The organism is Achromobacter sp. T5-5 (genome assembly GCF_055397965.1).
In genome coordinates, this window is record NZ_AP027919.1 from 3,319,233 (window position 1) to 3,344,639 (window position 25,407).

17 protein-coding genes are annotated in these 25,407 nt (G+C 70.2%); 11 read left to right on the forward strand and 6 right to left on the reverse strand.

All coding sequences use genetic code 11. From position 1 onward, the window contains the following. The first annotated feature begins 8 nt into the window (after nucleotides 1-8). The 7 genes from ACZ50Q_RS15105 to treY are packed head-to-tail and all read left to right on the forward strand — an operon-like array spanning nucleotide 9 to nucleotide 17,455. Entirely contained in the window at nucleotides 9-3,230 is a 3,222-nt protein-coding gene (locus tag ACZ50Q_RS15105; RefSeq protein ID WP_464078838.1) for a maltotransferase domain-containing protein, read from the forward strand. Further along, entirely contained in the window at nucleotides 3,227-6,604 is a 3,378-nt protein-coding gene (gene treS, locus ACZ50Q_RS15110) for a maltose alpha-D-glucosyltransferase (protein ID WP_464078839.1), read from the forward strand. The genes ACZ50Q_RS15105 and treS overlap by 4 nt, the downstream gene beginning before the upstream one ends. Then, nucleotides 6,601-8,799 carry a 1,4-alpha-glucan branching protein GlgB gene (gene glgB / locus ACZ50Q_RS15115; protein WP_464078840.1) on the forward strand — a complete coding sequence of 733 codons (2,199 nt, stop codon included), beginning with the start codon at nucleotides 6,601-6,603 and terminating at the stop codon, nucleotides 8,797-8,799. The genes treS and glgB overlap by 4 nt, the downstream gene beginning before the upstream one ends. A gap of 4 nt (nucleotides 8,800-8,803) precedes the next feature. Next, nucleotides 8,804-10,915, forward strand: a complete 2,112-nt coding sequence (glgX, locus tag ACZ50Q_RS15120; protein ID WP_464078841.1) for a glycogen debranching protein GlgX — start codon at nucleotides 8,804-8,806, stop codon at nucleotides 10,913-10,915. Beyond that, nucleotides 10,912-12,702: a malto-oligosyltrehalose trehalohydrolase gene (treZ, locus tag ACZ50Q_RS15125; RefSeq protein ID WP_464078842.1), complete on the forward strand. Its 1,791-nt coding sequence runs from the start codon at nucleotides 10,912-10,914 to the stop codon at nucleotides 12,700-12,702. Before glgX ends, treZ begins: the two co-directional genes overlap by 4 nt. Beyond that, nucleotides 12,699-14,831 carry a 4-alpha-glucanotransferase gene (gene malQ / locus ACZ50Q_RS15130; RefSeq protein WP_464078843.1) on the forward strand — a complete coding sequence of 711 codons (2,133 nt, stop codon included), beginning with the start codon at nucleotides 12,699-12,701 and terminating at the stop codon, nucleotides 14,829-14,831. The genes treZ and malQ overlap by 4 nt, the downstream gene beginning before the upstream one ends. Continuing rightward, nucleotides 14,828-17,455 (forward strand): malto-oligosyltrehalose synthase, encoded by a 2,628-nt coding sequence (gene treY / locus ACZ50Q_RS15135; RefSeq protein WP_464078844.1) that lies wholly within the window; start codon nucleotides 14,828-14,830, stop codon nucleotides 17,453-17,455. The genes malQ and treY overlap by 4 nt, the downstream gene beginning before the upstream one ends. 171 nt (nucleotides 17,456-17,626) lie before the next feature. Here the strand turns inward: treY and ACZ50Q_RS15140 are convergent, their stop codons facing one another. Further along, the gene (locus tag ACZ50Q_RS15140) at nucleotides 17,627-17,806 is read right to left on the reverse strand and encodes a hypothetical protein (protein WP_076520929.1); all 180 of its coding nucleotides are present in this window, start codon (nucleotides 17,804-17,806) and stop codon (nucleotides 17,627-17,629) included. Nucleotides 17,807-18,062: 256 nt separating this feature from the next. Then, entirely contained in the window at nucleotides 18,063-18,974 is a 912-nt protein-coding gene (locus tag ACZ50Q_RS15145) for an EAL domain-containing protein (RefSeq protein WP_464078845.1), read from the reverse strand. 265 nt (nucleotides 18,975-19,239) lie between these two features. Here ACZ50Q_RS15145 and ACZ50Q_RS15150 point away from each other — a divergent pair, with 265 nt between their 5' ends. The 3 genes from ACZ50Q_RS15150 (at nucleotide 19,240) to ACZ50Q_RS15160 (ending at nucleotide 22,357) form a co-directional block, all read left to right on the forward strand. Then, nucleotides 19,240-20,502 carry an FUSC family membrane protein gene (locus tag ACZ50Q_RS15150; protein WP_464078846.1) on the forward strand — a complete coding sequence of 421 codons (1,263 nt, stop codon included), beginning with the start codon at nucleotides 19,240-19,242 and terminating at the stop codon, nucleotides 20,500-20,502. Next, nucleotides 20,433-21,362 carry an FUSC family protein gene (locus tag ACZ50Q_RS15155; protein ID WP_464078847.1) on the forward strand — a complete coding sequence of 310 codons (930 nt, stop codon included), beginning with the start codon at nucleotides 20,433-20,435 and terminating at the stop codon, nucleotides 21,360-21,362. Before ACZ50Q_RS15150 ends, ACZ50Q_RS15155 begins: the two co-directional genes overlap by 70 nt. A gap of 158 nt (nucleotides 21,363-21,520) precedes the next feature. Then, nucleotides 21,521-22,357, forward strand: a complete 837-nt coding sequence (locus tag ACZ50Q_RS15160) for a universal stress protein (protein ID WP_092575852.1) — start codon at nucleotides 21,521-21,523, stop codon at nucleotides 22,355-22,357. Between the two features lie 33 nt (nucleotides 22,358-22,390). Here ACZ50Q_RS15160 and ACZ50Q_RS15165 read toward each other — a convergent pair whose 3' ends face one another. From ACZ50Q_RS15165 to ACZ50Q_RS15175, 3 genes are all read right to left on the reverse strand, one after another. After that, nucleotides 22,391-23,347, reverse strand: coding sequence for a 2-hydroxyacid dehydrogenase (locus tag ACZ50Q_RS15165; protein WP_464078848.1), 957 nt, complete (start codon nucleotides 23,345-23,347; stop codon nucleotides 22,391-22,393). A gap of 185 nt (nucleotides 23,348-23,532) precedes the next feature. Beyond that, nucleotides 23,533-23,685 carry a DUF3309 family protein gene (locus ACZ50Q_RS15170; protein ID WP_076520934.1) on the reverse strand — a complete coding sequence of 51 codons (153 nt, stop codon included), beginning with the start codon at nucleotides 23,683-23,685 and terminating at the stop codon, nucleotides 23,533-23,535. A 50-nt stretch (nucleotides 23,686-23,735) separates the two neighbouring features. Continuing rightward, complete coding sequence (locus ACZ50Q_RS15175; protein ID WP_172805887.1) at nucleotides 23,736-23,900, reverse strand: hypothetical protein; 165 nt, start codon at nucleotides 23,898-23,900, stop codon at nucleotides 23,736-23,738. 182 nt (nucleotides 23,901-24,082) lie between these two features. On the opposite strand from ACZ50Q_RS15175, the gene ACZ50Q_RS15180 reads away from it, so the two are divergent. Continuing rightward, nucleotides 24,083-25,135 carry a DNA topoisomerase IB gene (locus ACZ50Q_RS15180; protein ID WP_464078849.1) on the forward strand — a complete coding sequence of 351 codons (1,053 nt, stop codon included), beginning with the start codon at nucleotides 24,083-24,085 and terminating at the stop codon, nucleotides 25,133-25,135. Here ACZ50Q_RS15180 and ACZ50Q_RS15185 read toward each other — a convergent pair whose 3' ends face one another. Next, nucleotides 25,136-25,387: a hypothetical protein gene (locus tag ACZ50Q_RS15185; protein WP_464078850.1), complete on the reverse strand. Its 252-nt coding sequence runs from the start codon at nucleotides 25,385-25,387 to the stop codon at nucleotides 25,136-25,138. Nucleotides 25,388-25,407: the final 20 nt, after the last annotated feature.

A 25,407-nucleotide genomic window follows, 5' to 3' on the forward strand; every position in this document is an offset into this window, starting at 1 on the left:
CGAGCCCGGTGCCCCATCCCACCGTCCCCGCGCCCTCCCGCGCACCCACACGCATCTACCACGCCCGCCAAGGCCTGGATGGCGCACACGCCGCCATCCAGGCCTTGTGCAAGCGGCTTGCGCAGCGCGGCTTCAACGCCGTCCTGCTGCCGGCGCCCTGGCTGACAGGGACGGAACCGGGAACGCAAGCCGCGCCCCTTACCGGCCCCCGGGCCGCGCAGGACGCCGACAAGACACGGGTCGACGGCGCCGAGACACCCATCACGCAATGGTTCACGCAAGTGTCGGCGCAGTTGGCCGAACACGGCCTGGCCCTGTACGTGGACGTGGTCCTGGACCGCAGCGCGCGCGACGCCGTGGAAACCACCGCCGCGCCGGGCTGGTACCGCTCGCTGCATGAAGAGCCGGCGCGCGATCCCCGCGTCAGCGTCGAGGAGCGCGGCGTCATGCATCTGCCCGATGGCCCGCTGCCTCCCGGTTTCCTGGCGTCCTGGACCGAACGGCTGCTTGCCTGGACGGCCAGCGGCGTCAAGGGCCTGGTCTTCCAGGCACCCCACCGCCTGCCCGCGCCGGCCTGGCGGGAGCTGGGGGCCGCGCTGCGCGCGCAGCACCCAGACGTGCGCCTGCTGGCCTGGACGCCCGGACTGCCGGCGGAAAGCCTGGCGGGCCTGCGCGATGCGGCGTTCGACGCCGCGTTCTCGTCCCTGCCGTGGTGGGACTTCAAGTCCTCCTGGCTGGCCGAGGAAGATGCACGCCTGCGCGCCATCGGCGAGGTGGTTGCCGCGCCGCCGCACGCGGGCGCCCTGCGGCCGTCGGAAGACGGCAGGCGCGCGCTGTGGAGCGCCGCCGTGACGGGCGACGGACTCATGCTGTCCGACGAGGACGAGCGCCACCTGCCGGACGTGGAGGCCGCGAATCGCTGGTTCGCCGACTCGCGGCTGCGCGGCCCGCTGCGCATGCTGGGCGGACGCGACGGAAGCTGCACCGCGCTGCTGCGGGACGCGGGCGACGGCGCGACGCTCGCGCTCGCGCTCAACCCGTCCGACACCGGCGAGGCCGCCATGGACTGGGATGCGTTGGCGCCGCTGCTGCCCCCCGCGGATCTCGTCCCCTTCACCCCGCCGGCGGGCTTGCAGGCGCAGGCCCGGGCGCTGGAAGCCGGCGAGTGCGCCATGCTGTCGTTCCAGTCCACCGAGCCGGTCCGCGAGGCCGTGCGCCACCACCGCACCCGCGCCGACGATCTGGCGACGCAACGCATCGCGCTGGAAAACATCAGCCCGGCGGTCGATGGCGGTGCTTACCCGGTCAAGAGCATTCCGCATGCGCGCATCGTGGTGCAGGCGGACATTTTCATGGATGGCCACGACCAGCTTGCGGCCGAAGTGCGCTGGCGCGCCAAGGACGAGGCGCGCTGGCACAGCGTGCCCATGACCCGCGGCATGAACGACCGCTGGGAGGCAGACTTCCGGCCGCGCCGCGTCGGCGCCCACGAGTTCGTCGTCGCGGCCTGGTTCGACGCCTGGCACACCTTCTGCCACGACATCGAGGTCAAGCACCAGGCGGGCCGCGACCTGAGCCTGGAGATACACGAAGGACTGGCGCTGCTGCGCGACGCGCAGGCGCGCGCGCAGGCCGGAACGCCGGCGGGCGCCGATGCCGGGCCGGTGCACGATGCGCTGGCCGCATTTGCGCACGCCGATCTGGCGCATCCTGAACCGCCCACCCCGGAACAGGTGGCGCTGCTGCTCGATCCGGCGCTGGCGCGGGCGATGCGCGACCTGGACGACCGCCCGTTCGAAGCCGTGACCGCCATCGCCTACCCCATCTGGGTGGACCGCAGCCAGGCCGTCCATTCGGCCTGGTACGAGCTCTTTCCCCGGTCGCAGGCCGCCGAGCCCGGCCGGCACGGCACGTTCGCCGACGTGATCGCCCGCCTGCCCGACGTGCGCGAGATGGGCTTTGACGTGCTGTACCTGCCGCCCATCCATCCGATCGGGCTGCGCAACCGCAAAGGCCGCAATAACAGCCTTCGCGCCGAGCCCGGCGACGTGGGCAGCCCTTACGCGATCGGGGCGCAGAGCGGCGGCCACGACGCCATCGAGCCGCAACTGGGCACCTTGGCCGATTTTCTGGACCTGGTCGAAGCGGCGGCGCGGCATGGCATGGAGCTGGCGCTGGACTTCGCCATCCAATGCTCGCCGGACCACCCCTGGCTGGCGCAGCATCCGGACTGGTTCTCGTGGCGGCCGGACGGGTCGCTGCGCTACGCCGAGAACCCGCCCAAAAAGTACGAGGACATCGTCAACGTCGCGTTCTATGGCGGCCAGAACCGCCGCGCGCGCAAGCTGGGCCTGTGGCGCGCGCTGCGCGACATCGTGCTTTTCTGGGTCAGGCACGGCGTGCGCATCTTCCGCGTCGACAACCCGCACACCAAGCCGCTGCCCTTCTGGCAGTGGCTGATCGGCGAGGTCCACGCCCAGCATCCGGACGTCATATTCCTGTCCGAAGCCTTTACGCGCCCGAAGATGATGTACCGGCTGGCGAAGATCGGATTCACGCAGTCTTACACGTACTTCACCTGGCGCAACGAAAAGGCCGAACTGGAGGAGTACCTGGAGGAGATCTCGTCGCCGCCCGCGGCGGACTTCTTCCGTCCGCACTTTTTCGTGAACACGCCGGACATCAACCCGTTCTTCCTGCAGACCTCGGGGCGGCCGGGCTTTCTGATCCGCGCGGCCCTCGCGGCGCTGGGTTCGGGCCTGTGGGGCATGTACAGCGGCTTTGAACTGTGCGAAGGCGCGCCGCTGCCGGGCAAGGAAGAGTACCTGGACTCCGAGAAGTACGAACTGCGCCAGCGCGACTGGCACGCGCCCGGCAACATCCGGGCCGAGATCACGCGCCTGAACCAGATTCGCCACGCCAATCCCGCGCTGCAGACCCACCGCGGACTGACGCTCACCACCAGCGGCAACGACCGCGTGCTGGCGTTCTACAAGTCCACGCCGGGCCATGGGAATGTCGTGCTGGCGGTCATCAGTTTGGACCCGTTCCAGACGCAGCCGGCGCGCGTCGAGGCGCCCTTCTGGCTGTTCGGCCAGGCCGACGCCGGACCGCTGATCGCCGAAGACCTGCTTACCGAAGGCCGCGAGACCTGGCACGAGAAGCACCGCGCCGTCACGCTGACCCCCGACCAACCCTATCGCGTGTGGCGGCTTTCGCTGCATGGATGACGCCCGCGCCCATAGCCATGATGAGTAAAACCCAACCCCTTCAGGACGATCTGCTCTGGTACAAGGACGCGGTCATCTACCAGTTGCACGTCAAGTCCTTCTTTGACTCGAACGGCGACGGGGTCGGCGACCTGCCGGGCCTGATCTCCAAGCTGGACTACATCGCCAGCCTGGGCGTCAACACGATCTGGCTGCTGCCCTTCTACCCGTCGCCGCGGCGCGATGACGGGTACGACATCGCCGATTACCGCGGCGTGCATCCGGACTACGGCACCGTCGCCGACGTGCGCAAGCTGATCCGCGCGGCGCACGCGCGCGGCCTGCGCATCATCACCGAGCTGGTCGTCAACCACACGTCGGACCAGCATCCCTGGTTCCAGCGGGCACGGGCCGCCAAGCCCGGGTCGGCGGCGCGCAATTTCTATGTCTGGTCGGACAACGACAAAGCCTATGCCGGCACGCGGATCATTTTCTGCGATACCGAGAAGTCCAACTGGACCTGGGATCCGGTGGCCAACGCCTATTTCTGGCATCGCTTCTATTCGCACCAGCCGGATCTGAACTACGACAATCCGCAGGTGCTCAAGGAAGTGCTGTCGGTGATGCGCTACTGGCTGGACATGGGCGTGGACGGGTTGCGCCTGGACGCCGTGCCGTATCTGGTCGAGCGCGAGGGCACCAACAACGAGAACCTGCCCGAGACGCACCAGGTGCTCAAGCAGATCCGCGCCGTGATCGAAGCCGAGTACCCGGGCCGCCTGCTGCTGGCCGAGGCCAATCAATGGCCCGAGGACGCGCAGGAGTATTTCGGCGCCGGGGACGAGTGCCACATGTCCTTCCACTTTCCGCTGATGCCGCGCATGTACATGGCCATCGCGCAGGAAGACCGCTTCCCGATCACCGACATCATCCGCCAGACGCCCGATATCCCGCCCACCTGCCAATGGGCCATCTTCCTGCGCAATCACGACGAATTGACGCTGGAAATGGTGACGAGCCGCGAACGCGATTACCTGTGGAACGTCTATGCCGCCGAGCCGCGCGCCCGCATCAATCTGGGCATCCGGCGCCGGCTGGCGCCGCTGCTGGAACGGGATCGCCGCCGCGTCGAGCTCATGAACAGCTTGCTGCTGTCCATGCCCGGCACGCCGGTGCTGTATTACGGCGATGAGCTGGGTATGGGCGACAACGTGCACCTGGGCGACCGTGACGGCGTGCGCACGCCCATGCAATGGTCGCCGGACCGCAACGGCGGCTTTTCGCGGGCCGACCCCGAGCGCCTGCCGCTGCCCGTGCTGATGGGGCCGCTATATGGCTACGAGGCGGTCAATGTGGAGGCGCAGCAGCGCGATCCGCATTCGCTGCTGAACTGGACCCGGCGCCTGCTGGCCCAGCGCGGCCAGAGCCATGCCTTCGGCCGCGGCACGCTGCAGTTCATTTTTGCCGGCAATCGCAAGATCCTGGCCTACCTGCGGCAATGGGAAGACACGACCATCCTGTGCGTGGCCAACCTGTCCAACGCCGCGCAGCCCGTGGAGCTCCCCATGCAGGAGTTCGCGGGCCGGGTGCCGGTGGAGATGCTGGGCGGCACGCCCTTTCCGGCGATCGGCGAATTGCCCTACCTGCTGACGCTGCCGCCCTACGGCTTTTACTGGATGGACCTGAGCCAGGACGCCGCGCCGCCCGAGTGGCACGCCACCGCGCCGGCCCAGATGCCCGAACTGGTGACGCTGGTGCTCAAGGCGCGCGGCGGCGCGGCGCTGACCGACGCGTCGCGCGCCACGCTGGAACGCGAGATCCTGCCGCAGTACCTGGCGCGCCAGCGCTGGTATCCGGGTTCCGAACCGCCGAAGCGCGCGCGGCTGGCCTACGCCACCCCGTTCGAGTCGGCCGACGGCGAATACTACTGGGCCGAGATCGAACCCGAGGACGGCGTGACCGGCATGCGGGCGCAGGCGCCCTTCGTGCTGGTCTGGGACGAAACCGCCGTCATCCAGTACGCCATCGCCCGCGTGCGCCGCGGCGCCGAGGTCGGCGTGCTGGCCGACGCCTTCCTGCAGCCCGGGTTCGTGCTCAGCACGCTCAAGGCCATGCAGGCCGGCGCGGAGCTGGACGGCCGCAGCGCCGGCAAGCCCGGCGACAAGCCGGGCGTCATCCGCTTCCTGCCGGAAGCGGGCCTGAAGGAGCTGAGCTTCGAGGGCGACGTCGCGCTGCAGTGGCTGTCGGGCGAGCAGTCCAACAGTTCGGTCATCGTGGGCAACGAAGTCATCCTGAAGCTCATCCGCAGCGTGCAGCCGGGCGTGTCGCCCGAGGCGGAAATGACCCGCTACCTGACGCGCGCGGGCTACGGCAACATTCCTCCGCTGCTGGGCGAAGTGCAGCGCGTGGACGCGGACGGTGTCGTGCACACCCTGGCCGTCGCCCATGGCTACGTGCCCAACGAAGGCGACGCCTGGAGCTGGACGCTGGACTACCTGAAGCGCACGCTGGCCAACGCGCTGCTGGTGGGCAACACGCCCGAGGAATTCGAGGAAAGCCTGCAGGGCTATGCCGTCATGGCCACCACCATCGGCGAACGCCTGGGACAGATGCACGCGCTGCTGGCCGCGCCCACGGACGATGCGAACTTCCAGTCGCGCCCGGCCAGCAAGGAAGATCTGCAAGCGCGCACCGACCACGTGCGCGGCCTGCTCGATCGCGCCGAAAAGCACCTGCGCGCCAGCCTGGACAAGCTTGAGGAACCGTCCCGCGCCTGCGCCGAATGGTTCTTCGAACACCACGCGCGCCTGGCGGCGCGGGTGGGCGCCATGGCGCAGGCCGAGGCGGACTCGCCCTGGCTGCGCATCCACGGCGACTTCCATCTGGGCCAGGTGCTGGTCGCGCAGACCGATGCCTACCTGATCGACTTCGAGGGAGAACCGATCAGCAGCCTGGAGACGCGCCGCGCGCTGGCCTCGCCCTACAAGGACGTGGCCGGCATGCTGCGCTCGTTCGACTACGCGGCGGCGTCGATTGCGCGCACCGACCTGATCGGCGGCGCACACCTGGACGCCAATGCCGGCGCCGACGAGAGTCCCGCCCCGACGGTCGCGCCCGCCGAACAGCGCGACGCGCTGCTGGCGCGCTTTCGCCATCAGGCCTCCGACGCCTTCCTGCAAGGCTATCGCGGCGCCCGCGGGGCCGGTCTGGACGCGGCCGGGGACAAGGAACATGCCCTGCTCGCCCTGGCGCAGCTGGAGAAGGCCGCCTATGAAGTCAGCTACGAGGCGGCCCACCGGCCCGACTGGATCTCCATCCCGCTGTGCGCCCTGACCGAACTGGCGCGCAGCATCCTGCTGTCCGCCGCCATCGACGCCGAAGGAAAGACCCAATGAGCGGACCCTACGCTGCCCCCGCCGCCGACCACGACGGCCACATCGACGCGCAGGAGTTGACTGCCCTGGCCCACGGGCTGCACGACAATCCCTTTGGCGTGCTGGGACCGCACGACGGATGGGTCCGCGTCTTCGTGCCGGGCGCCCAGGCCGTCGAGGTGCTGGACGAAGACGACGCCCGCACGCCCCTGCGCGAGCAGGGCCAGGGCCTGTATGTGGGCTCGGCGCCTTACGCCCGGCCCGGCGATGGCGCGTCGTACCGCCTGGCGATCCGCTGGCCCGCGGCCGAACAGGTCACCGCCGACCCCTACGCCTTCGGCCCGCTCATCGACGAAGCCACGCTGCAGCGGCTGGCGCAGGGTTCCTGGCGCGACGCCGGGGACACGCTGGGCGCGCATCTCGTGGAAGTGGACGGGGTGAACGGCCTGCGCTGCGCGGTCTGGGCGCCGAACGCCCGGCGCGTCGCGGTGGTTGGCGACTTCAACGGCTGGGATGCGCGGCGCCACGGCATGCGGCTGCGCCATGCGGCGGGCGTGTGGGAAATCTTCATCCCCGGTGTCCAGCCCGGCGACCGCTACAAATTCGCCATCACCGACCGCTCGGGCAACGTGTTCATGAAGGCCGATCCGATGGCGCGGCGCTGCGAACTGGCGCCCGCCACCGCCTCGATCGTGGACGATCCCGCGCCCTACGCGTGGAACGACGACGCCTGGATGCGCGAACGCGCGGCGCGCCAGTCGCCTACCGCGCCCGTGTCGATCTACGAGGTGCATGTGGGATCGTGGTCGGCCTGCGACGCGGCCCCCTGCGTGTGGGACCAGATGGCCGACAAACTGCCCGCCTACGCACGCGCCATGGGCTTCACGCACCTGGAGCTGATGCCCATCATGGAGCATCCCTTCGGCGGCTCGTGGGGTTACCAGCCGCTCGGCATGTTCGCGCCGACCGCGCGCTACGGGCCGCCGGAGGCGTTCGCCCGCTTCGTGGACCGCTGCCACGCCGCCGGCATCGGGGTCATCCTGGACTGGGTGCCCGCGCATTTTCCGGACGATGCGCACGGGCTGGCCGCCTTCGACGGGACCTCGCTGTACGAATACGAGGACCCGCGCGAGGGCTATCACCCAGACTGGCACACCATGGTCTACAACCTGGGCCGCAACGAAGTGAAGGCGTTCATGATCGCCAGCGCCATCCATTGGCTGCAGCGTTTTCACATCGACGGATTGCGCGTGGACGCCGTGGCGTCGATGCTTTACCGCGACTACAGCCGCCAGCCCGGCGAATGGATCCCCAACCGCTATGGCGGCCGCGAAAACCTGGAGGCGGTGCAGTTCCTGCAGGAACTGAACGACACCGTGCGCGCCGAGGCGCCGGACGCCATCATGGTGGCCGAGGAATCCACCGCCTGGCCCGGCGTGACCGCGCCCGTTTCCGAGGGCGGCCTGGGCTTTCACTACAAATGGAACATGGGCTGGATGCACGACACCCTGCGCTACCTGGCGCAGGACCCCATCCATCGCCGCCACCATCACCACGACATCACCTTCGGGATGGTGTATGCGTACAGCGAGCGCTTCATCCTGCCGCTCTCGCACGACGAAGTCGTGCACGGCAAGGGTTCGCTGCTGGGCAAGATGCCGGGCGATGCGCCTGCCCGGCTGGCCAATCTGCGCGCCTACCTGGGGTTCATGTGGGCGCATCCCGGCAAGAAGCTGCTCTTCATGGGCGGAGAACTCGCCCAGCCCGCCGAGTGGAACCACGATGCCACGCTGGACTGGAACCTGCTGGACCATCCCGGCCACCTGGGCATGCAGCGCCTGGTGGCCGACCTGAACCGGCTCTACCGCGACGTCCCGGCCCTGCACGCGCTGGATGCGGACCCCGCGGGGTTTGCCTGGACGATCATGGACGACCAGGACAACAGCGTGGTCGCCTTCATCCGCACGGACGGCCAGCGGCCCGTGCTGGCGGTGTCGAACTTCACGCCGGTCACCCGGCACGACTACCGCATCGGCGTCCCGCGCGCCGGGCGGTGGACAGAACTGCTGAACACCGATGCATCCCACTACGGCGGTTCCGGCCTGGGCAACCAGGGCGGGGCCACCACCGGCGACATGGCTGCCCATGGGCAGCCCCAGGCCCTGTCGCTCACCCTGCCGCCCCTGGCGACCCTCTACCTGATGCATGAAGGCTGAATCCATGGACCCGTCCCAACTGACACGTATCACCGCCGGACAACCCTACCCGCTGGGGGCCACCAGCGACGGCCTGGGCGTGAATTTCGCCGTCTTCTCCGCGCACGCCACGCGGATGGAGCTGTGCCTGTTCGACCCCAAGGGCCGCAAAGAACTGCGCCGCTTCGACCTGCCCGAATGCACGGACGAGATCTGGCATGGCTATCTGCCGGACGCGGAGCCCGGCCTGCTGTACGGCTACCGCGCCCATGGTCCCTACGATCCCCACAATGGGCATCGCTTCAATCCGAACAAGCTGCTCCTGGACCCCTACGCGCGCCAGTTGAGCGGACCGCTGCATTGGAGCAACGCGCTGTTCGGCTACCGCATGAACCATTCGCGGCTGGACCTGAGCTTTGACCGCCGCGACAGCGCGCCCGCCATGCCCAAGGCGATCGTGGCCGACGCCACCCCGTTCAACTGGGGCAACCACGAGGCGCCCGCGACTTCCTGGAACGACACCACGATCTACGAGGTCCATCTGCGCGGCGCTTCCATGCAGCGCGAGGACCTGCGCCAGCCGCTGCGGGGCACCTGCGGGGCGTTGGCCGACCCGCGCTTCATCGAGCATCTGCAGCGGCTGGGCGTGACCGCCGTGGAACTGCTGCCGGTCTACGCCTTCCTGCAGGACCACTTCCTGACCGAACGCGGGCTGCGCAACTACTGGGGCTATAGCACCCTGTCCTACTTCGCACCCGAGCCGACCTACCTGATGCAGCACCCCAACGAGCTGCGCCAGGCAGTGCGCCGTCTGCACGCGGCCGGCATCGAAGTGATCCTGGACGTGGTCTACAACCACACCTGCGAAGGCAACGAGATGGGGCCCACGCTATCCTGGCGCGGCCTGGACAACGCCAGCTACTACCGCCTGATGCCGGGCGAAGAGCGCTACTACATCAACGACACCGGCTGCGGCAACACGGTGAACATGTCGCACCCGCGCGTGCTGCAGATGGTGACCGACTCGCTGCGCTACTGGGCCACCTCCTACGGCGTGGACGGGTTCCGTTTCGACCTGGGCGTGACGCTGGGACGCGAAGGCAATGGCTACGATCCCGGCTCGGGCTTTTTCGACGTGATCCTGCAGGACCCGGTGCTGTCCCGGCTGAAACTCATCTCGGAGCCCTGGGATATCGGGCCCGACGGCTACCAGCTGGGCAACCACCCTCCCGGGTTCGCGGAATGGAACGACAAGTTTCGCGACACCACGCGCCGCTTCTGGCGCGGCGATGAAGGCATGCGGGGCGACATGGCGGCCCGGCTGTGCGGCTCGCGCGACATCTTTGACCGCCGCCACCGCCGTCCCTGGTCCAGCGTCAATTACGTCGCGTCGCACGACGGCTTCACGCTGGCGGACATCGTCAGCTACGACAACCGCCACAACGAGGCCAACGGCGAAGACGGCAACGACGGCCATTCCGAGAACTTCAGCCACAACTGGGGCGCGGAAGGCCCTACCGACGACCCGCAGATCCTGGAGACGCGCGGCCGCGTCCAGCGCGCGCTGCTCGGCTCGGTGATGCTGTCGGACGGCACGCCGATGCTGCTGGCCGGCGACGAATTCGGCAACAGCCAGGACGGCAACAACAACGCCTACTGCCAGGACAACGCCACGTCATGGCTGGACTGGACGCAGGCGCAGAGCGACGCCGGGCGCGCGCTCAGCCGCTACGTGGGACGCCTGACCGCCCTGCGCCGCGCGCATCCCAGCGTGCGCATCGCCCGCTACGGCGACGCCGGACAGGAGATCCTGCCGGGCATACCGGCCATCTCGTGGTTCGACGCCGCCGGCGCGCAACTGGACGCGCCCGCCTGGGAATCGGAACAGGAGCGCGTGATGGGCCTGCGCCGCGCCGCGCAGCGGCCCGAGGGCGGGGTCGACGTGACCCTGCTGCTGATGAATCCCACGCACGAACCGGTGGACTTCACCCTGCCGGAGCCTGCTCTGCCGTGGTCGCTGGAACTGGACTCGGACCAGCCGGCGCCGCCCCGGCCGTGGGACGATGCGACCGTGACGGTCGCGCCGCACAGCCTGGTCCTGCTGTCCCAGCGCGAGGAATCGGGAGACGCGACATGACGCACGCCTATTCCTTCGGCGCGGTGCCGCTGGACAGCGGCGTGACGCGCTTTCGGCTGTGGGCGCCCAGCGCCCCGGCCGGCCTGGCCCTCGAAGTCCAGGGGCATCCGCCCATCCCGATGCGTCCGGGCCCGGACGGCTACGCGCAGGCGGACGTGGATTGTCCGCCGGGCGCGCGCTACCGCTACCGGCTGGACGCGGACACGGTGGTCCCGGACCCCGCCTCGCGCCTGCAGGACGGCGACGTGCATGGCGACAGCATCGTCGTGGCGCCCGGCGCGTACCGGTGGCGCCATCCGGAATGGACCGGCCGGCCCTGGGAAGAAACCGTCATCTACGAGGTGCATGCGGGCCTGGCGGGCGGCTATGCGGGCCTGGCCGCCCGGCTGCCGGCGCTGGCCGCCATGGGCGTCACCATGCTGGAACTCATGCCCATCGCCGATTTTCCGGGCGAGCGCAACTGGGGCTATGACGGCGTGCTGCCCTATGCGCCCGACACGGCCTACGGCACGCCCGACGAATTGAAGCAGCTGATCGACCAGGCCCATGGCCTGGGCATGGGCGTGATGCTGGACGTGGTCTACAACCACTTCGGCCCGGATGGCAATTACCTGTCGGCCTACGCCGCGCCGTTCTTTCGGACCGACATCGACACGCCCTGGGGCGCCGCCATCGACTTCCGCCAGGAAGCGGTCAGCGCCTTCTTCAAGGAAAACGCGCTGTACTGGCTGACGGAATACCGCTTCGACGGCCTGCGCCTGGACGCCGTGCATGCGATCGCGGGGCACGAATGGCTGCACGAGCTGGCCCGATTCGTGCGCGACGGGGTCTCGGCCGAACGCCACGTGCACCTGGTGGTCGAGAACGACGACAACCGCGCCAGCCTGCTGCGGGGCGACTTCGAGGCGCAGTGGAACGACGATGCCCACCACGTCCTGCACCATTTGCTGACCGGCGAATCGCGGGGCTATTACGCCGACTACGCCGAGGCGCCCGCCCAGGCGCTGGCCCGCTGCCTGGCCGAGGGCTGGCTGTACCAGGGACAGCCCTCGACCTATCGCGGGGGCCAGTTGCGGGGCGAGCCCAGCGCGGACCTGCCGCCGACCGCCTTCGTGCTGTTCCTGCAGAACCACGACCAGACCGGCAACCGCGCGCGCGGCGAACGGCTGACCGCCCTGGTCGACCATCCCGACCGCCTGCGCGCGGCGGTGGCGCTGCAGTTGCTGGCCCCGCAGATTCCCTTGATCTTCATGGGCGAAGAACGCGGCTCGCGCACCCCCTTCCTGTACTTCACCAGCCATACCGATCCGGCCCTGGCGCAGGCGGTGCGCGAAGGCAGGCAGCGCGAGTTCTCCGCGTTTCCCGAGTTCGCGGGCGATACGCCCGCCGCGCAGGTGCCGGACCCGAACGCCGTGGACACCTACCGCGCCAGCGACCCGTGGCAGGCGGACGAGCCGGACGCCCAGGACTGGCTGCGCGACTACACCGCGCTGCTGCAGTTGCGCGCTCGGCTGATCACGCCCCGGCTGGCAGGCGCGGTCAGCCTGGGCGCCGCCGCCGTCGGCGACCGCAGCGCCTATGCGCGATGGGAACTGGCCGACGGCGCCTGTCTCACGGTCTACACCAATCTCGGGCCCCACCCGCAGGCGGTGGCGCCCGCGCTGATGCCCGGCCCGGACGTGCAATCCACGCTGCTGTTCGAATCGCTTCCCGGCGGGCGCGCGCGGCTCGAACAGGGTGAGCTGTGCCCGGACTGCACCGTATGGCTGCTGGAGGAGCGGGCATGAAGCGCGGCGCCGCCAACGCCAGCACCGACTCCGATGGCCTGTCCGCGCTGGCCGCCGAGGCGGGCATCGCGGAACACTGGTCGGACGCCCGCCAGCGTCCCCAGCGCGTGGCGCCCGACACGCTGCGCGCCCTGCTGGCGGCGATGGACCTGCCGGCCGCCACGGCGCGCGACATCCAGGAGAGCCGCCAGCGCCTGGCGGCGCAGTCCGGCGACGCCCTGCCCCCCATGATCGTCACGCGCTGCGGTACCGAAACGGCGCTGCCCGGGGCCGCACGCGGTCCTTACCGCATCCTGTGCGAATCGGGCCGCGTCATCGAGGGCATGATCGAAAAGGGCCGCGATGGCGCGCCCTGCCTCGTCGCGCCCGACGAGCCCGGCTACCACCGCCTTGTCCTGCTCTCCGCGCAGGCCACACTGGCGGTCGCGCCGTTGCAGGCCCCCAGCCTGGCGGACCTGACCGGCGAGAGCCGTCCGCGCTGCTGGGGACTGGCCGCCCAGGTGTACAGCCTGCGCCAGGAGGCGGACGCGTCCCTGCCGCGCACGCATGGGTTCGGCGATTTCGGCGCGCTGCGCGAACTGGCGGTGGCTGCGGCCCGTCAAGGGGCGGACATGCTGGCCATCAGCCCCGTCCACGCCATGTTTACGGCGCAGCCGGAGCGGTCCAGCCCGTATTCGCCGTCCAACCGCCTGTTCCTGAACGTGCTGTACGCCGCGCCCGCGTCGGTGCTGGGCCCGGACGCCATGGCGCGCGCGCTGGGCGGCACCGCACCGGCCGAACTGAGCGCGCTGGACGGCCTGGATCTCATCGACTGGCCGGCCGCGGCCGCCGTGCGGTTGCGGGCGCTGCGCGCCCTGCATGCGGACTTCGCCAGCCACGGCGAGGCCAGCCTGCGCACACGCTACGCGCGGTTCTGCGCCGAACGCGGCCAGACCTTGCGCGACCATGCGGTATTCGAGGCGCTGCACGCCGCCCAGCGCAAGCCGGACGGCACGATCCCGCCCTGGCAAGCCTGGCCCGCGGCCCTGCGCGACCCGGCCTCGCCCCAGGTCGCGCGCTTTGCACAGGACCATACGCTGGAGGTGGACTTCCACCAGTTCGCCCAGTGGCTCGCGGCGGAAAGCCTGGCCGCGGCGCACGACGCGGCCCGCGAGGCCGGGATGCGGCTGGGCCTGCTCGCCGATCTGGCGGTGGGCGCCAGCCCCGACGGCAGCCACGCATGGAGCCGGCAGGCCGACCTGATGGGCCGCATGTCGGTGGGCGCGCCGCCCGACATCTACAACCCGCTGGGACAGAACTGGGGGCTCACCGCGTTCTCCCCGCGCGCGCTGCACACCCAGGGGTATGCCGCCTTCATCGACATGCTGCGCGCCGTGCTGGCGCACACCGGCGGCGTGCGCATCGACCACATCCTGGGCATGGCCCGCCTGTGGCTGGTGCCCGAAGGCGCCTCGCCCGCCGACGGCGCCTACCTGCGCTATCCGCTGCAGGAGCTGCTTGCGCTGACCGCGCTGGAGGCCTGGCGCCACCGGGCCTGCGCCATCGGCGAGAACCTGGGCACCGTGCCCGAGGGCTTTGACCAGCGGCTGGAAGACAACGGCGTGCTCGGCATGAACGTCCTGTGGTTCATGCGTCAGGCCCCCGACGCCCAACCCGGTCCGGATGCCCCGGACGGCTTCACCGCCCCCGCCGACTGGCCCGCGCACGCCGTCGCCATGACCACGACGCACGACCTGCCGACCCTGCGCGGCTGGTGGGAAGAGCGCGACATCGACTGGCGCGTCAAGCTGGACCTGCTGGGCGCCGACGACGACGAGCAGCAACTGCGCGCCGGCCGCGCGGCCGACCGTGAACTGCTCGCCCGCACCGCGGACCCGGACGCCGGCAGCCTGCCCAGGCAGGCGCCGATTCCCGCGCTGCTTCGCTTCGTGTCTTCCAGCCCGTGCCCGCTGCTGCTGGTGCCGATGGAGGACATCGTGGGCATGCTGGACCAGCCCAACCTGCCCGGCACCATCGACACCCATCCCAATTGGCGCCAGCGCTTGCCCCTGAGCATCCGCGCCATCTTTGCCGACCCCGCCACGCAGGCCCGCCTGGATGCCGCGCGCGACGGAAGGAGAAAACCGTGAGCACACCGCAAGCCACCGCCCGGCTGCAACTGCATGCCGGCTTCACGCTCGACGACGCGTGCGCCCAGGTGGACTACTACGCGGACCTGGGGGTCAGCCATCTGTACCTGTCGCCCATCACCCGCGCGCGAGAAGGCTCCACCCACGGCTATGACGTCATCGACCACGCCGTCGTCAGTCCGGAACTGGGCGGCGAGCCCGCCCTGCTTCGCCTGGCCAGCGCCGCGCGGGCGCGGGGGCTGGGCCTGGTGGCCGACATCGTGCCCAACCACATGGCGGCGAACCCCGCCAACGCATGGTGGCGCGATGTGCTGGCCCAGGGCCCCGCCAGCGCCTGGTCGGCGTATTTCGATATCGACTGGCATCCGCCCGCGCCGGCGCTGCGCAACAAGGTCCTGCTGCCCGTGCTCGGCGACCCGTACGGCGTGTCGCTGGAACACGGCGCCATCACGCCGCAATGGGACGACGACGCGCCCGCGCCCGAACTGGAGGTGCATGGACAGCGCTATCCCCTGACGCCGTCCTCCGTGCCGCGCGGCGCCGAGCGGCAGGCCTGGCTGCGCGAACACGACCCCGCGCAACCGGCCGGGCGCCAGCACCTGCACGCACTGCTGGAACGCCAGCACTATCGCCTGGCCTGGTGGCGCACGGCGCCGGACCAGATCAACTGGCGGCGTTTTTTTGAAATCAGCGAACTGGTCGGCGTGCGCGTCGAGGACGAGGCGGTCTTCGACGCCGTGCACGCGCTGGTGCTGCGCCTGGTTGCGCATGGCGTGCTGGACGGCCTGCGGATCGACCACATCGACGGGCTGGCCTCGCCGGGCGGCTACCTGCGCCGCCTGTCGGCGCGCCTTGCCGAAGCCGGCGCCAGCCGGCCGGCGGCGCTGCGCCAAGACCAGCCGTACCTGGTGGTGGAAAAGATCCTGGGGCCTGGCGAAGTGCTGGATCCGCGCTGGCTCACGGATGGCACCACGGGCTACGACTTCATGGACCAGGTGGGCGCCTTGCTGCACGCGCCGCAGGCCGCCGAGCCGCTGCGCGCCTTCTGGCGCGCCCTGACCGACGACGGGCGCGAGCCCGGCGAACAGCTACGCGCGGCGCGCGTGCGCATGCTGGCGCGCCATTTCCCGGCGGAGCGGCAGGCGCTGGTGCGTTGCCTGGAGCAGCTTGCCGCGCGGGACCTGCGCACGCGCGACCTCACCGCCACCGCCATCGACCGCGCGCTCAGCGCGCTGCTGGCCGCCTTTCCCGTTTACCGCACCTACGCCGAGGAAGCGGGCCGCTCGCCCGCGGACGCCCACTGGCGCGCCGTCGCGGTCCGCGGCGCCGCGACGGCGCTGGCCGCGCGCGAGGGGTCTGCCGACGCGGCGCTGCTGGCTCAGCTTGCCCAGTGGCTGGACGGCGACGCGTCCGACCCCACGGTGCTGCGCCGCTTCCAGCAACTGACACCGCCCCTGGCCGCCAAGGCGCTGGAGGACACGCTGTTCTACCGCTACGGCCCGCTGCTGTCGCGCAACGAAGTGGGCGCATCGCCGGACCGCTTCGGGCTGTCGGCCGAAGACTTCTACGACGCCTGCGCCACCCGCGCGCGCACCCATCCGCGCGCCATGCTGGCCACCGCCACGCACGACCACAAGCGGGGCGAGGACACGCGCGCCCGGCTTGCCGTGCTGTCGGAGATGCCCGACCGCTGGCTGGAGCTGGCCGGCGGCTGGATCGACGCGCTGCCGGGCGGCATCACGCGGGCCGACCGCTACATGCTGATCCAGACCCTGATCGGGGCCTGGCCGCCCGCCTGGGGCGCGGACCCGTCCGGCTGGGCGCCCGATGCCTTGCAAGCCTGGCTGGACCGCATCGCGCAGTGGCAGGAAAAGGCCCTGCGCGAAGCCAAGCTGCACACCAGTTGGACCGATCAGGATCCGGCCTACGAGGCCGCGGCCAAGGAATGCCTGACCTGGCTGGGCCAGGATGCCGAGGGGCGCCGGGTGCTCGCCGGCATCGCCGACTTCGCCCTGGAACTGGCCCCGGCCGGCATGGTGAATAGCTTCACCCAGACCCTGCTGCGCAATACCCTGCCCGGCGTGCCGGACCTGTACCAGGGAACGGACCTGTGGGATTTCAGCCTGGTCGATCCGGACAACCGGCGGCCGGTCGACTACGCCCTGCGCGCCGCGCTGCTGGCCGAGGTTTCGCGGGAAGCGGTGATGGACCTGGCGGCCCCGGCCTGGCAGTCGGGCGCGGTCAAGCAGGCACTGATCCACCGGCTGCTGCTGGCCCGCCAACGGACGCCCGCCCCATTCAATGGCGGGGTGTTCCTGCACCTGCGGGCCGAAGGCAGCCAGGCCGGGCACGTGCTGGGCTTCCTGCGCCAGCACGAAGGCCAGACGGCGTTGATCGTGGGATCCCGGCTGTGCGCCCTGCGGGTCCAGGGCTATGCCCGGGGCGAGGCCGAGCAGGCGCGGGCATTCTGGGGCGACACGGCGCTGCGCCTGCCCGAGGGCGGGCCGCGCCTGTCGTTGCACGACGCCCTGACCGGACGCCGTATCCGGGCGGCGGCGGGGGACGTGCTGCCGCTGGCGGACGTGCTGCGCGACGGGCCTGCCGCGCTGTGCCTGTCGGCGTAGGCGGGACGAGGATTCAATCGTCCTGGTTCCGGATTTCCGGAATTCCGGAGTTCCGGAGTTCCGGAAACAGCAAAACGGCCCCGTCCGCGCCACGGAGGAGGCGCGAACGGGGCCGTAAAAAGCTACGCGGCGTCACACGGGCTGGTTACGTGGCGCGCGCAGCCCGCGCGCTCAGCGCTGGGTCTTGTTCTGCTGACCCGGGCTCTGGCCCTGTTGATTGCTGTCTTTTTCCATCTGCTGGCCAGATTGACCGGGTTGCTGGCCCGGCGACTGGTTGCGGTCCCGCGGGTTCTCCTGGGACTGTTGCTTTTGGGGCTGCTTTTGCTGGTCGGGCTGGTTCTGATTGGCCATTACTCGTCTCCTAAGATGCGGAGAGATTCCGCCTGGATAGATGAGCAACCGGCGTGCCCAAACGGCGTCCGCCCGGGGGCCTGGGCAGTGCGGTATCGGGGGACGAAAGCGGCGAGTTTCCCGGCGTCCAATGATCGGTAAAAAGTGCGCTCGGGGGTCGTCCCAGGTGTCGTGGGAGTTCTGAAAGTTCCAGGGCCCTAAAAGAGGGTCCTAATGGGTCCGGATCCAGGGCACTGAACCGGATTCCCGACCCTTCCTACAGCGTCGCGGTGTGATGGGTGGACCGATCCGGTTCCGCGTCCGTCCCGGGGCTGTCGAAGGCGTTCAGCCAGGCCGACGCATAGGCGGCGGGCGCCGCCAGCGGTTCGCCGCCATCGCGCTGCGTGCGCAGCCGCAGGATCAGTTCGTCCAGCGGCATGGGACGGCCAAGCGAAAAGCCCTGCCCGTACCGGCAGCCGGCCGCGCGCAGGGCGGGAATGTCGGCGACGTTCTCGACGCCTTCCGCCACCACGCGCCAGCCCAGCCGCGTGGCCAGTTCCGCGGCGGCGCGCAGCACCTCGAAGGCCACGGCGCTGCGCCGCATGCGCGTGACGAAATACTGGTCGATTTTCACTTCGGACAGCGGAATCGCGGACAACAGTTTCAGGGAGGCATGGCCGGTCCCGAAATCATCCAGGCTGACCTCGCAGCCCGCCTCTTCCAGGCGAAGCAGCGAGGCGCGCAATACATCCAGGTCCCGGATGGGCTGGTCTTCGGTCAGCTCCACGCGCACGAGCGACGGCGGCAGTTCCGCGGCACGGATCCGGTCCAGGAGGAACTCGACCGAGCGCATCTCGGAAAGCGTGGTGGCCGGCGCATTGATCGCCAGCGGGACCGCCAGGCCGGCGCGGCGCAGCGTGAGCAGCGCGTCGATGACCCGCACGCAGACCCGCTCGAACAGCACCCGGTCCAGGCCAAGCCGGTTCACCGCGGGGATGAACTCGGCCGGCATCACGGTGCCCAGACGGGGGTGTTGCCATCGCACCAGGGCCTCGGCCGACACGATGCGGCCCGTCAGCAGGTCCACCTGCGGCTGCAACAGGACGCGCAGTCCATCCCTGCCCGTGATCATCGCGGCAATTTCCGCATCGCCCACCACGGGGTTTTGGCAAGACTCTGGATTCATCATGGCTTGCTCCCGGCGCGCCCCGGCTGCGGGCCTGCGCGTTCCGGGCGCAGGTCGAGGCGCAGTGATTTCGGGCATTCTGCGCCCTTGCCGCCATAAAGTCACACACATGTAACAACACGTGTTAAGGTGCGCGGATTCATGTTTCCGCCCCCCGGGCGGCAAGCCTGCGGGACGCGCCTGCGGGCGTCTTGTCGACATGGTAGGGTTGGCGGCATCCGGCCCGTCCGGCCCCGTCCGGCCCTTACTTTGCTGCTTTCATTCCCGCGTGACTAGTCTGCTTACCCGTTGGCGCGCCGCCGTGCGCAATGTGCTGTGGCTCGACGCCCTGCAAGCCGCCGCCATCAGCGCGGCCCCCGTCATCCTCGCCGTGCTGGTGCACGAACCGCGCCTGGGCTGGACCGCCATCGCGGCGTTCTGGGCATGCTTCGGCGACCCCGGCGGCCCCTTGCGCAAGCGGGCCGGATCCATGCTGGCGCTGGGCCTGATCGGCGCCCTGTTCTGCCTGCTGGCCAGCGCCAGCGCCGCGCATCTGTGGCTGCTGCTGCCGCTCACTTTTGTCTGCTGCACCTTCGGCGGGCTGCTGCGCGTGCTGGGCCCGGCGGCCGCCATCGTCGGCACCCTGCTGTCGGCCGGTTTCGTGGTGGCCGCGGAGCTGCCCGCCCCCACGCTGCTGGAAAGCCTTTGGTACACCCTGTTCTTCCTGGCCGGCGCGGTGTGGGCGATTCTCATGACCGCGCTGGTGTGGCGCCGCCGCCCCTGGAAGGACGCCACCCACGCGGTCGCGCACAGTTATCGCGGCCTGGCCGATTTTGCCGACGCGCTCGCGCGCATGTATTCCGGCCTGGCGCCCGCTGGCGGCCCGCAGGCCTGGAGCGCCGTCGTCCGGCCCCAGCGCAGTGCGCAGCGCGCCGCCCTGGAAGCGGCCCGGGTCCGCATCCGCGAAGTGCTGGACGCCCGCCCGTCGCGCCGCGCCCGCGCCCATCAATTGCTGTACCTGCTGGACAGCGCCGAGGACAGCTTCATCGCGCTGGTCGCCGCCGCCGACCTGCTGGAGTCCAATGCGCCGCGCTGGCTGGGCCGCAGCGCGGGCGCGCACCTGTCGCACGCGCTGCACCGCTACGCCAGCGTCTGCAACGCCATCGCCAGCACCTCCGACGTCAATGACCCCAAACAGGCGGAATGCCTGCGCGAGCGCCTGGCCCATTACAACGCCGGCCTGCGCGACCTGCGCGGCGGCGCCATGGCCTATGCGCCGGATCTGGCCACCGTGGTGCCCGTCCTGGACCGCCTGCTGCACACCGCCCAGGCCGTCATGCACGCGCTGTTCGACCAGGGCCCGCGCCCGCCGCGCCCGCCCAGACCGGCAGCGACGCCAGCGGCGCGCGGCAGGCCTGGCGCACGCTGCGCCAGAACCTGCGCTTCGAGTCCGACGCCTTCCGCCACGCGCTGCGCGTGGGCGTGGGCGCGACCATCGCCGTGGCGCTGTCCAAGACCTTCGCCGTCAACCATGGCTACTGGATGTCGCTGACGCTGGTGTTCATCCTGCAGCCGTATTTCGCGACGACCTGGCAGCGCACCCTCGAGCGCGTCGCCGGCAGCGTGGCGGGCGCCATCGGCGCCTCGCTGCTCGGCCTGTTGCTCAGCACGCCGCTGTCCGTGGCCCTGGCGGTGCTGCCCATCGCGCTGGGCACCTTCGCCGCCCGCACCATCCATTACGCGCTCTTCACCTTTTTCCTGACCTCGCAGTTCGTGCTGGTCAGCCATATCCAGCAACCCGAGATCTACGAGCCCATGCTGGCCGCGCTGCGCGCGTTCAACAGCGTGCTGGGCGGCATCCTGGCGCTGCTGGTGGGCTTTCTGGTGTGGCCAGAAAAAGAGCCCCGCCAGCTCGCCGGCGCCCTGGCCCGCGCGCTGCAGTGCCATGCCGACTACGCGCTTGCCCTCACGCACGAAAAGAGCGGCGCCGGGGCCGCGCGCGACATCGTCGGGTTGCGCAGGCTGGCCTGCCTGTCGGCCGACAACGCCGAGGCGTCTTTGCAGCGGCTGCAGCAAAACCCGGTGCACCGCGACCGGAACGTGGATACCGCCGTGAACCTGCTCAACGCCATGCGCCGCATCACCGCCGCGGGCACGGTGCTGGAAATCCAGCCGGGGCTGCCCGCCGACTCGCCCGCCGCCGCCGCGCTGCGCGACTACGGGACCACGCTGGCGCACGTGCTGCATCCGAACGGGCCGGCCCCTGCAAAGGAAGCCCGCGGCCTGAACGTGCCGACCGCCATCGCCGCGGCCGAGCCGTCGCTGGCCGCGCCCCTGGACCGCATCGGGCAGCAGGCGCGGCAGATCCGGCAATTGCGCCAGCAGGTGCAACGCGAGCAGCCCGCATCCTAGCGCCGGGCATCGCCGGGGGGCGTCGGGTATCGCCGCGCATCGCGGGCGACTTGAGCCGCCTGCGCGAAACTCCGGGCGGCTTGATGCGCATCAATGGGTCTTGGAAGGTTAACGGCAACCATAGGGACATGGCACGCATTTAACCAAGGAGGCCCACCATGTACCGCCGCATTTCCGTCCACCTGGACCACGGTTTCGACTGCTCGCGCCGCACCACGCTGGCGCTGGGCCTGGCCAGGCGCCACAAGGCCGAACTGGTGGGGGTCTACGCCAGCTCCGCACCGCCGCAGTACTACTACGGCGAATCCGTGATGATGTCGCGCACGCTCAACGTCATGAAGGATCTGCAGGCGCAGAACCGCGCCGCGGTGCAGAACGCGTTCCTGGAAGCGGCGGCCAACGCTGACATCCCGGCCATCGTCCGCGCCGGAGAGTCCTCGCCCAGCGCCACCGTCGCCCTGCACGGCCGCGCCACCGACCTCATCATCGTCAGCCAGCAGAACCGCGACGACGTCGAGGCCGCGCACGAGAACGAATTCGTCGAACAGACCCTGCTATCGGCAGGCCGCCCCGTCATGGTCGTGCCCTCCAGCGGCCAGTTCGCGGTCGTGGGCGACCGCGTCCTGCTGTGCTGGGATGGCAGCCGCGAAGCCGCCCGCGCGCTGGCCGACGCCGCGCCGCTCCTGCGCGGGGCCACGCAACTGGTCGTCCTGACCATGGATGAAGGCGCCGCCACCCGCAACGTGGATTCCATCCCGTTCGAAGACCTGGTCACCTATTGCGTCGCGCACGGCATTCCCGCGCCCGACCACGTGCGCCGCGACATCAAGGGCGTGGGCGTGGGCAGCACCATCCTGAACGCCGCCGCGGACTACAGCGCCGACCTGATCGTCATGGGCGCGTACGGGCACAGCAAGTTCCGCGAATGGGCGATGGGCGGCGCCACCGCGTCCATCCTCAAAAGCATGACGGTGCCCATCATGTTCTCGCACTGACGCGGCGCCGGCGGCCGGCGCCGCCTTTGCCGTTCAAGCGGCGGCGGGCTGCGCGTCGCGCACGGGCGTCAGCACGGGCTTGCCCGCGAAATGCGCCCGGGCGTTTCCCAGGAAAAGCGCCACGGTCGCCGCCACGGCCTCGGGCGAACGCCCCGCGCTGTGCGGCGTCAGCACCACGTTGTCCAGGCGCTTGAGCGCGTCCGGAACGGCCGGTTCGCCATCCACCACGTCCAGCCCGGCGCCCGCGATGCGCCGTTCAGACAGCGCGGCGATGAGCGCGTGGGTGTCGACCACGCTGCCGCGCGCGATGTTGATCAGATAGCCCTCGGGCCCCAGCGCCTCCAGCACCGCCGCATCCACCAGATGATGCGTGCCTGCGCCGCCGGGCGTGGCCACCACCAGGAAATCCGATTCGGCGGCCAGCGCGCGCGGGCTGTCGAAGTACGCATACCCCGATTCCGGGCGGGCGCGGCGGTTGAAGTACCCCACGCGCATGCCAAAGCCGTTCGCGCCGCGGCGCGCGATCTCCAGTCCGATGGTGCCCAGGCCCAGGATGCCCAGGCGCTTGCCGGTCACCTGCGGCCCCATGAAGCCGCTCCAGTGCCCCTGCCGGACCCAGGCGTCGGCCTGAGGCAGCCGGCGCGCGGCGCCGAGCAGCAGCGCCATCGCATGGTCGGCGACCGACACCGCGTTGGCGCCCGGTCCGTGCGTGACCACCAGGCCGCGCGCCTGCGCGGCCGCCAGGTCGATGTTTTCATAGCCCACGCCCAGCGAACACACCAGGCTCAGGTGCGGCATGGCCGCCATCTCGTCGGCGCGCAGGCCGGTCGCACCGCGCGTCAGCACGGCGCGGATCTCGGCGCCATGGCGCGCGATGGCCTGGGCACGGGTCTGGTCGGAGGGAGCGAGAATCGGGCGAAAGCCCTGGGCTTCGATGGCGGGAAGATAGTCCTGGACGCTGTCGATCAGGATCAGTAGCGGAATGGGCATGGCGGGGCTGCGAGTGTGTGGGTTGCTGCGGAAAAACCCGCCGATCTTACGCCCGCCCCGGGGTGCGCGCCATCCGGCTGGCCAAGGGATGACCAGCGGATGGGCAACGGCTGGCCGCGCCCAAATGAAAATCCGCCTGGCTGCCGCGGTGGGCGCCAGGCGGATTCGACACGGCTGTCAGGCCGCTATATCCGTCCCATCAACAGCAGCACGATGAGCACGATCACGACAATGCCCAGCAGGCCGCTGGGGTAGTAGCCCCAGCTGCGGCTGTGCGGCCAAGCCGGCACGGCGCCGATAAGCAGCAGGATCAGGATGATCAGGAGGATGGTCGACATGGTGACTCCTTGTCTTTATTGATTTGAGTTGTTGAGGGGGCAGGCATCCATCAGATGTCTTTCGGCGGCACGATTTCCTTGACCGGCGGCGACAAGGGCGGCAGGTCCACGTCCGGTTCGTCCGTGTCCGGATCGACGGGAAGATCTCCCGGCGGCGAGCCGGGCGGTATCGGGTCCGGCTTGGGCGGCACATGTAACTGCAGGACGGTTTGCATTGCACTCTCCTCTGAAGATTCTCTCGAGGCCGGCGCGGCCGGCCCGCTGGGCGGATCAGGCGACGCGATTGCCGACAGCAGCATCAGCAAGCCCCGTGCCCAAACCGCGCCTTCGCGCCATGCCCAGGCATCGGGAACGGCGCATGCTGGGCCCGGGCGCAGCCCGCGCACACGGAGAATGAATGAGCCCTCGCACGCACCCAGAACAGGCACCGCCGCCCATCGAGCCGGCCTCGCTGATCTACGTGGACGACACGCAGGCGGGCTACACGCGCGTGCGCGTCAACGGCCACACCTTCCACTATGTCGACGCGCAAGGCAGGCGCATCGCCGATGACGCCGAAATCCAGCGCATCAATGCGCTGGCGATTCCGCCGGCCTACGAAGACGTGTGGATCTGCCCATCGCCGCGCGGGCATCTGCAGGCCACGGCGCGCGATGCGCGCGGGCGCAAGCAATACCGCTACCACGCCGCCTGGACGGCGGTGCGCGACGCCACCAAATACCAGAACCTGCTGTCCTTCGGCCATGCCCTGCCCCGCATCCGCCGCAAGGTCGAACGCGACATGAAGATCCCGGGACTGACGCAGGACAAGGTGATCGCCGTCCTGGTGCGCCTGCTGGAGATCACGCTGATCCGCATCGGCGGGCGCGAGTACGCCCGCGCCAACAAGTCGTATGGCCTCACGACGCTCAAGCGCCGCCACACCACCGTGGCCGGCAGCCGCTTGCGCTTCCAGTTCCAGGGCAAGAGCGGCGTCGCGCACGACGTGACCGTGACGGACCGCCGCCTGGCACGCGTCATCAAGCAGTGCCGGGACATTCCCGGCCAGCAGCTCTTCCAGTATCTGGACGCCGACGGCGCCCGGCGTCCCATCGACTCGGGCGCCGTCAATGCCTACCTGCGCGAGGCGGGCGGCGGCGAATACACCGCCAAGCACTATCGGACCTGGGCGGGCTCGGTCATGGCCTATGCCGCCCTGCAGGCGCGGCCGTTCGTCGACGAGCGGCAGGCCAAACAGGAAGCGGTGGACGTCATCAAGCAGGTGTCCAAACGGCTGGCAAACACCCCCGCCGTCTGCCGCACCTGTTATGTCCATCCCGCGATTCTGCAGGCCTATCTGACCGGCACGTTGCCGCGCCCCACGGCGGCGCCGCCCGGCCCGCGCGGCTTGGCCGCCGACGAGCGCCGCCTGCTCGCCTTCCTGCACGACCAGGCGGCTGACGATGCGTGATCAGAGAATCGACGACCGGGCGTTCTTGGCGCGAGGCTGCGGCGCGGAGCCGTCGGCCCAATTGGATTCGGTGCGGTTGTCGACCACCTCGCGCTTGTCGCGCGCCGCTTCGTCGGGCGTGCTGGCATCGGGTTTATCCGGTTGTTTTGGCACATCGACGGGACCGCGCGGCGGCAGTATCTTAGCGTTGTCCTGCGGGGTCTTGCCGGTGCGCGCCGACGCGGCGGGCTTGAGTTCGGGCGAAGGTTTCATGGTTCTCTCCAGCCAGTTGC

Coding starts and splice junctions, on each gene's coding strand:
- treS (WP_464078839.1), top strand. CDS start 3,227: ATGACGCCCGCGCCCATAGCCATGATGAGTAAAACCCAACCCCTTCAG.
- glgB (WP_464078840.1), top strand. CDS start 6,601: ATGAGCGGACCCTACGCTGCCCCCGCCGCCGACCACGACGGCCACATC.
- glgX (WP_464078841.1), top strand. CDS start 8,804: ATGGACCCGTCCCAACTGACACGTATCACCGCCGGACAACCCTACCCG.
- treZ (WP_464078842.1), top strand. CDS start 10,912: ATGACGCACGCCTATTCCTTCGGCGCGGTGCCGCTGGACAGCGGCGTG.
- malQ (WP_464078843.1), top strand. CDS start 12,699: ATGAAGCGCGGCGCCGCCAACGCCAGCACCGACTCCGATGGCCTGTCC.
- ACZ50Q_RS15140 (WP_076520929.1), bottom strand. CDS start 17,806: ATGGCCAATCAGAACCAGCCCGACCAGCAAAAGCAGCCCCAAAAGCAA.
- ACZ50Q_RS15145 (WP_464078845.1), bottom strand. CDS start 18,974: ATGATGAATCCAGAGTCTTGCCAAAACCCCGTGGTGGGCGATGCGGAA.
- ACZ50Q_RS15160 (WP_092575852.1), top strand. CDS start 21,521: ATGTACCGCCGCATTTCCGTCCACCTGGACCACGGTTTCGACTGCTCG.
- ACZ50Q_RS15165 (WP_464078848.1), bottom strand. CDS start 23,347: ATGCCCATTCCGCTACTGATCCTGATCGACAGCGTCCAGGACTATCTT.
- ACZ50Q_RS15170 (WP_076520934.1), bottom strand. CDS start 23,685: ATGTCGACCATCCTCCTGATCATCCTGATCCTGCTGCTTATCGGCGCC.
- ACZ50Q_RS15175 (WP_172805887.1), bottom strand. CDS start 23,900: ATGCAAACCGTCCTGCAGTTACATGTGCCGCCCAAGCCGGACCCGATA.
- ACZ50Q_RS15180 (WP_464078849.1), top strand. CDS start 24,083: ATGAGCCCTCGCACGCACCCAGAACAGGCACCGCCGCCCATCGAGCCG.
- ACZ50Q_RS15185 (WP_464078850.1), bottom strand. CDS start 25,387: ATGAAACCTTCGCCCGAACTCAAGCCCGCCGCGTCGGCGCGCACCGGC.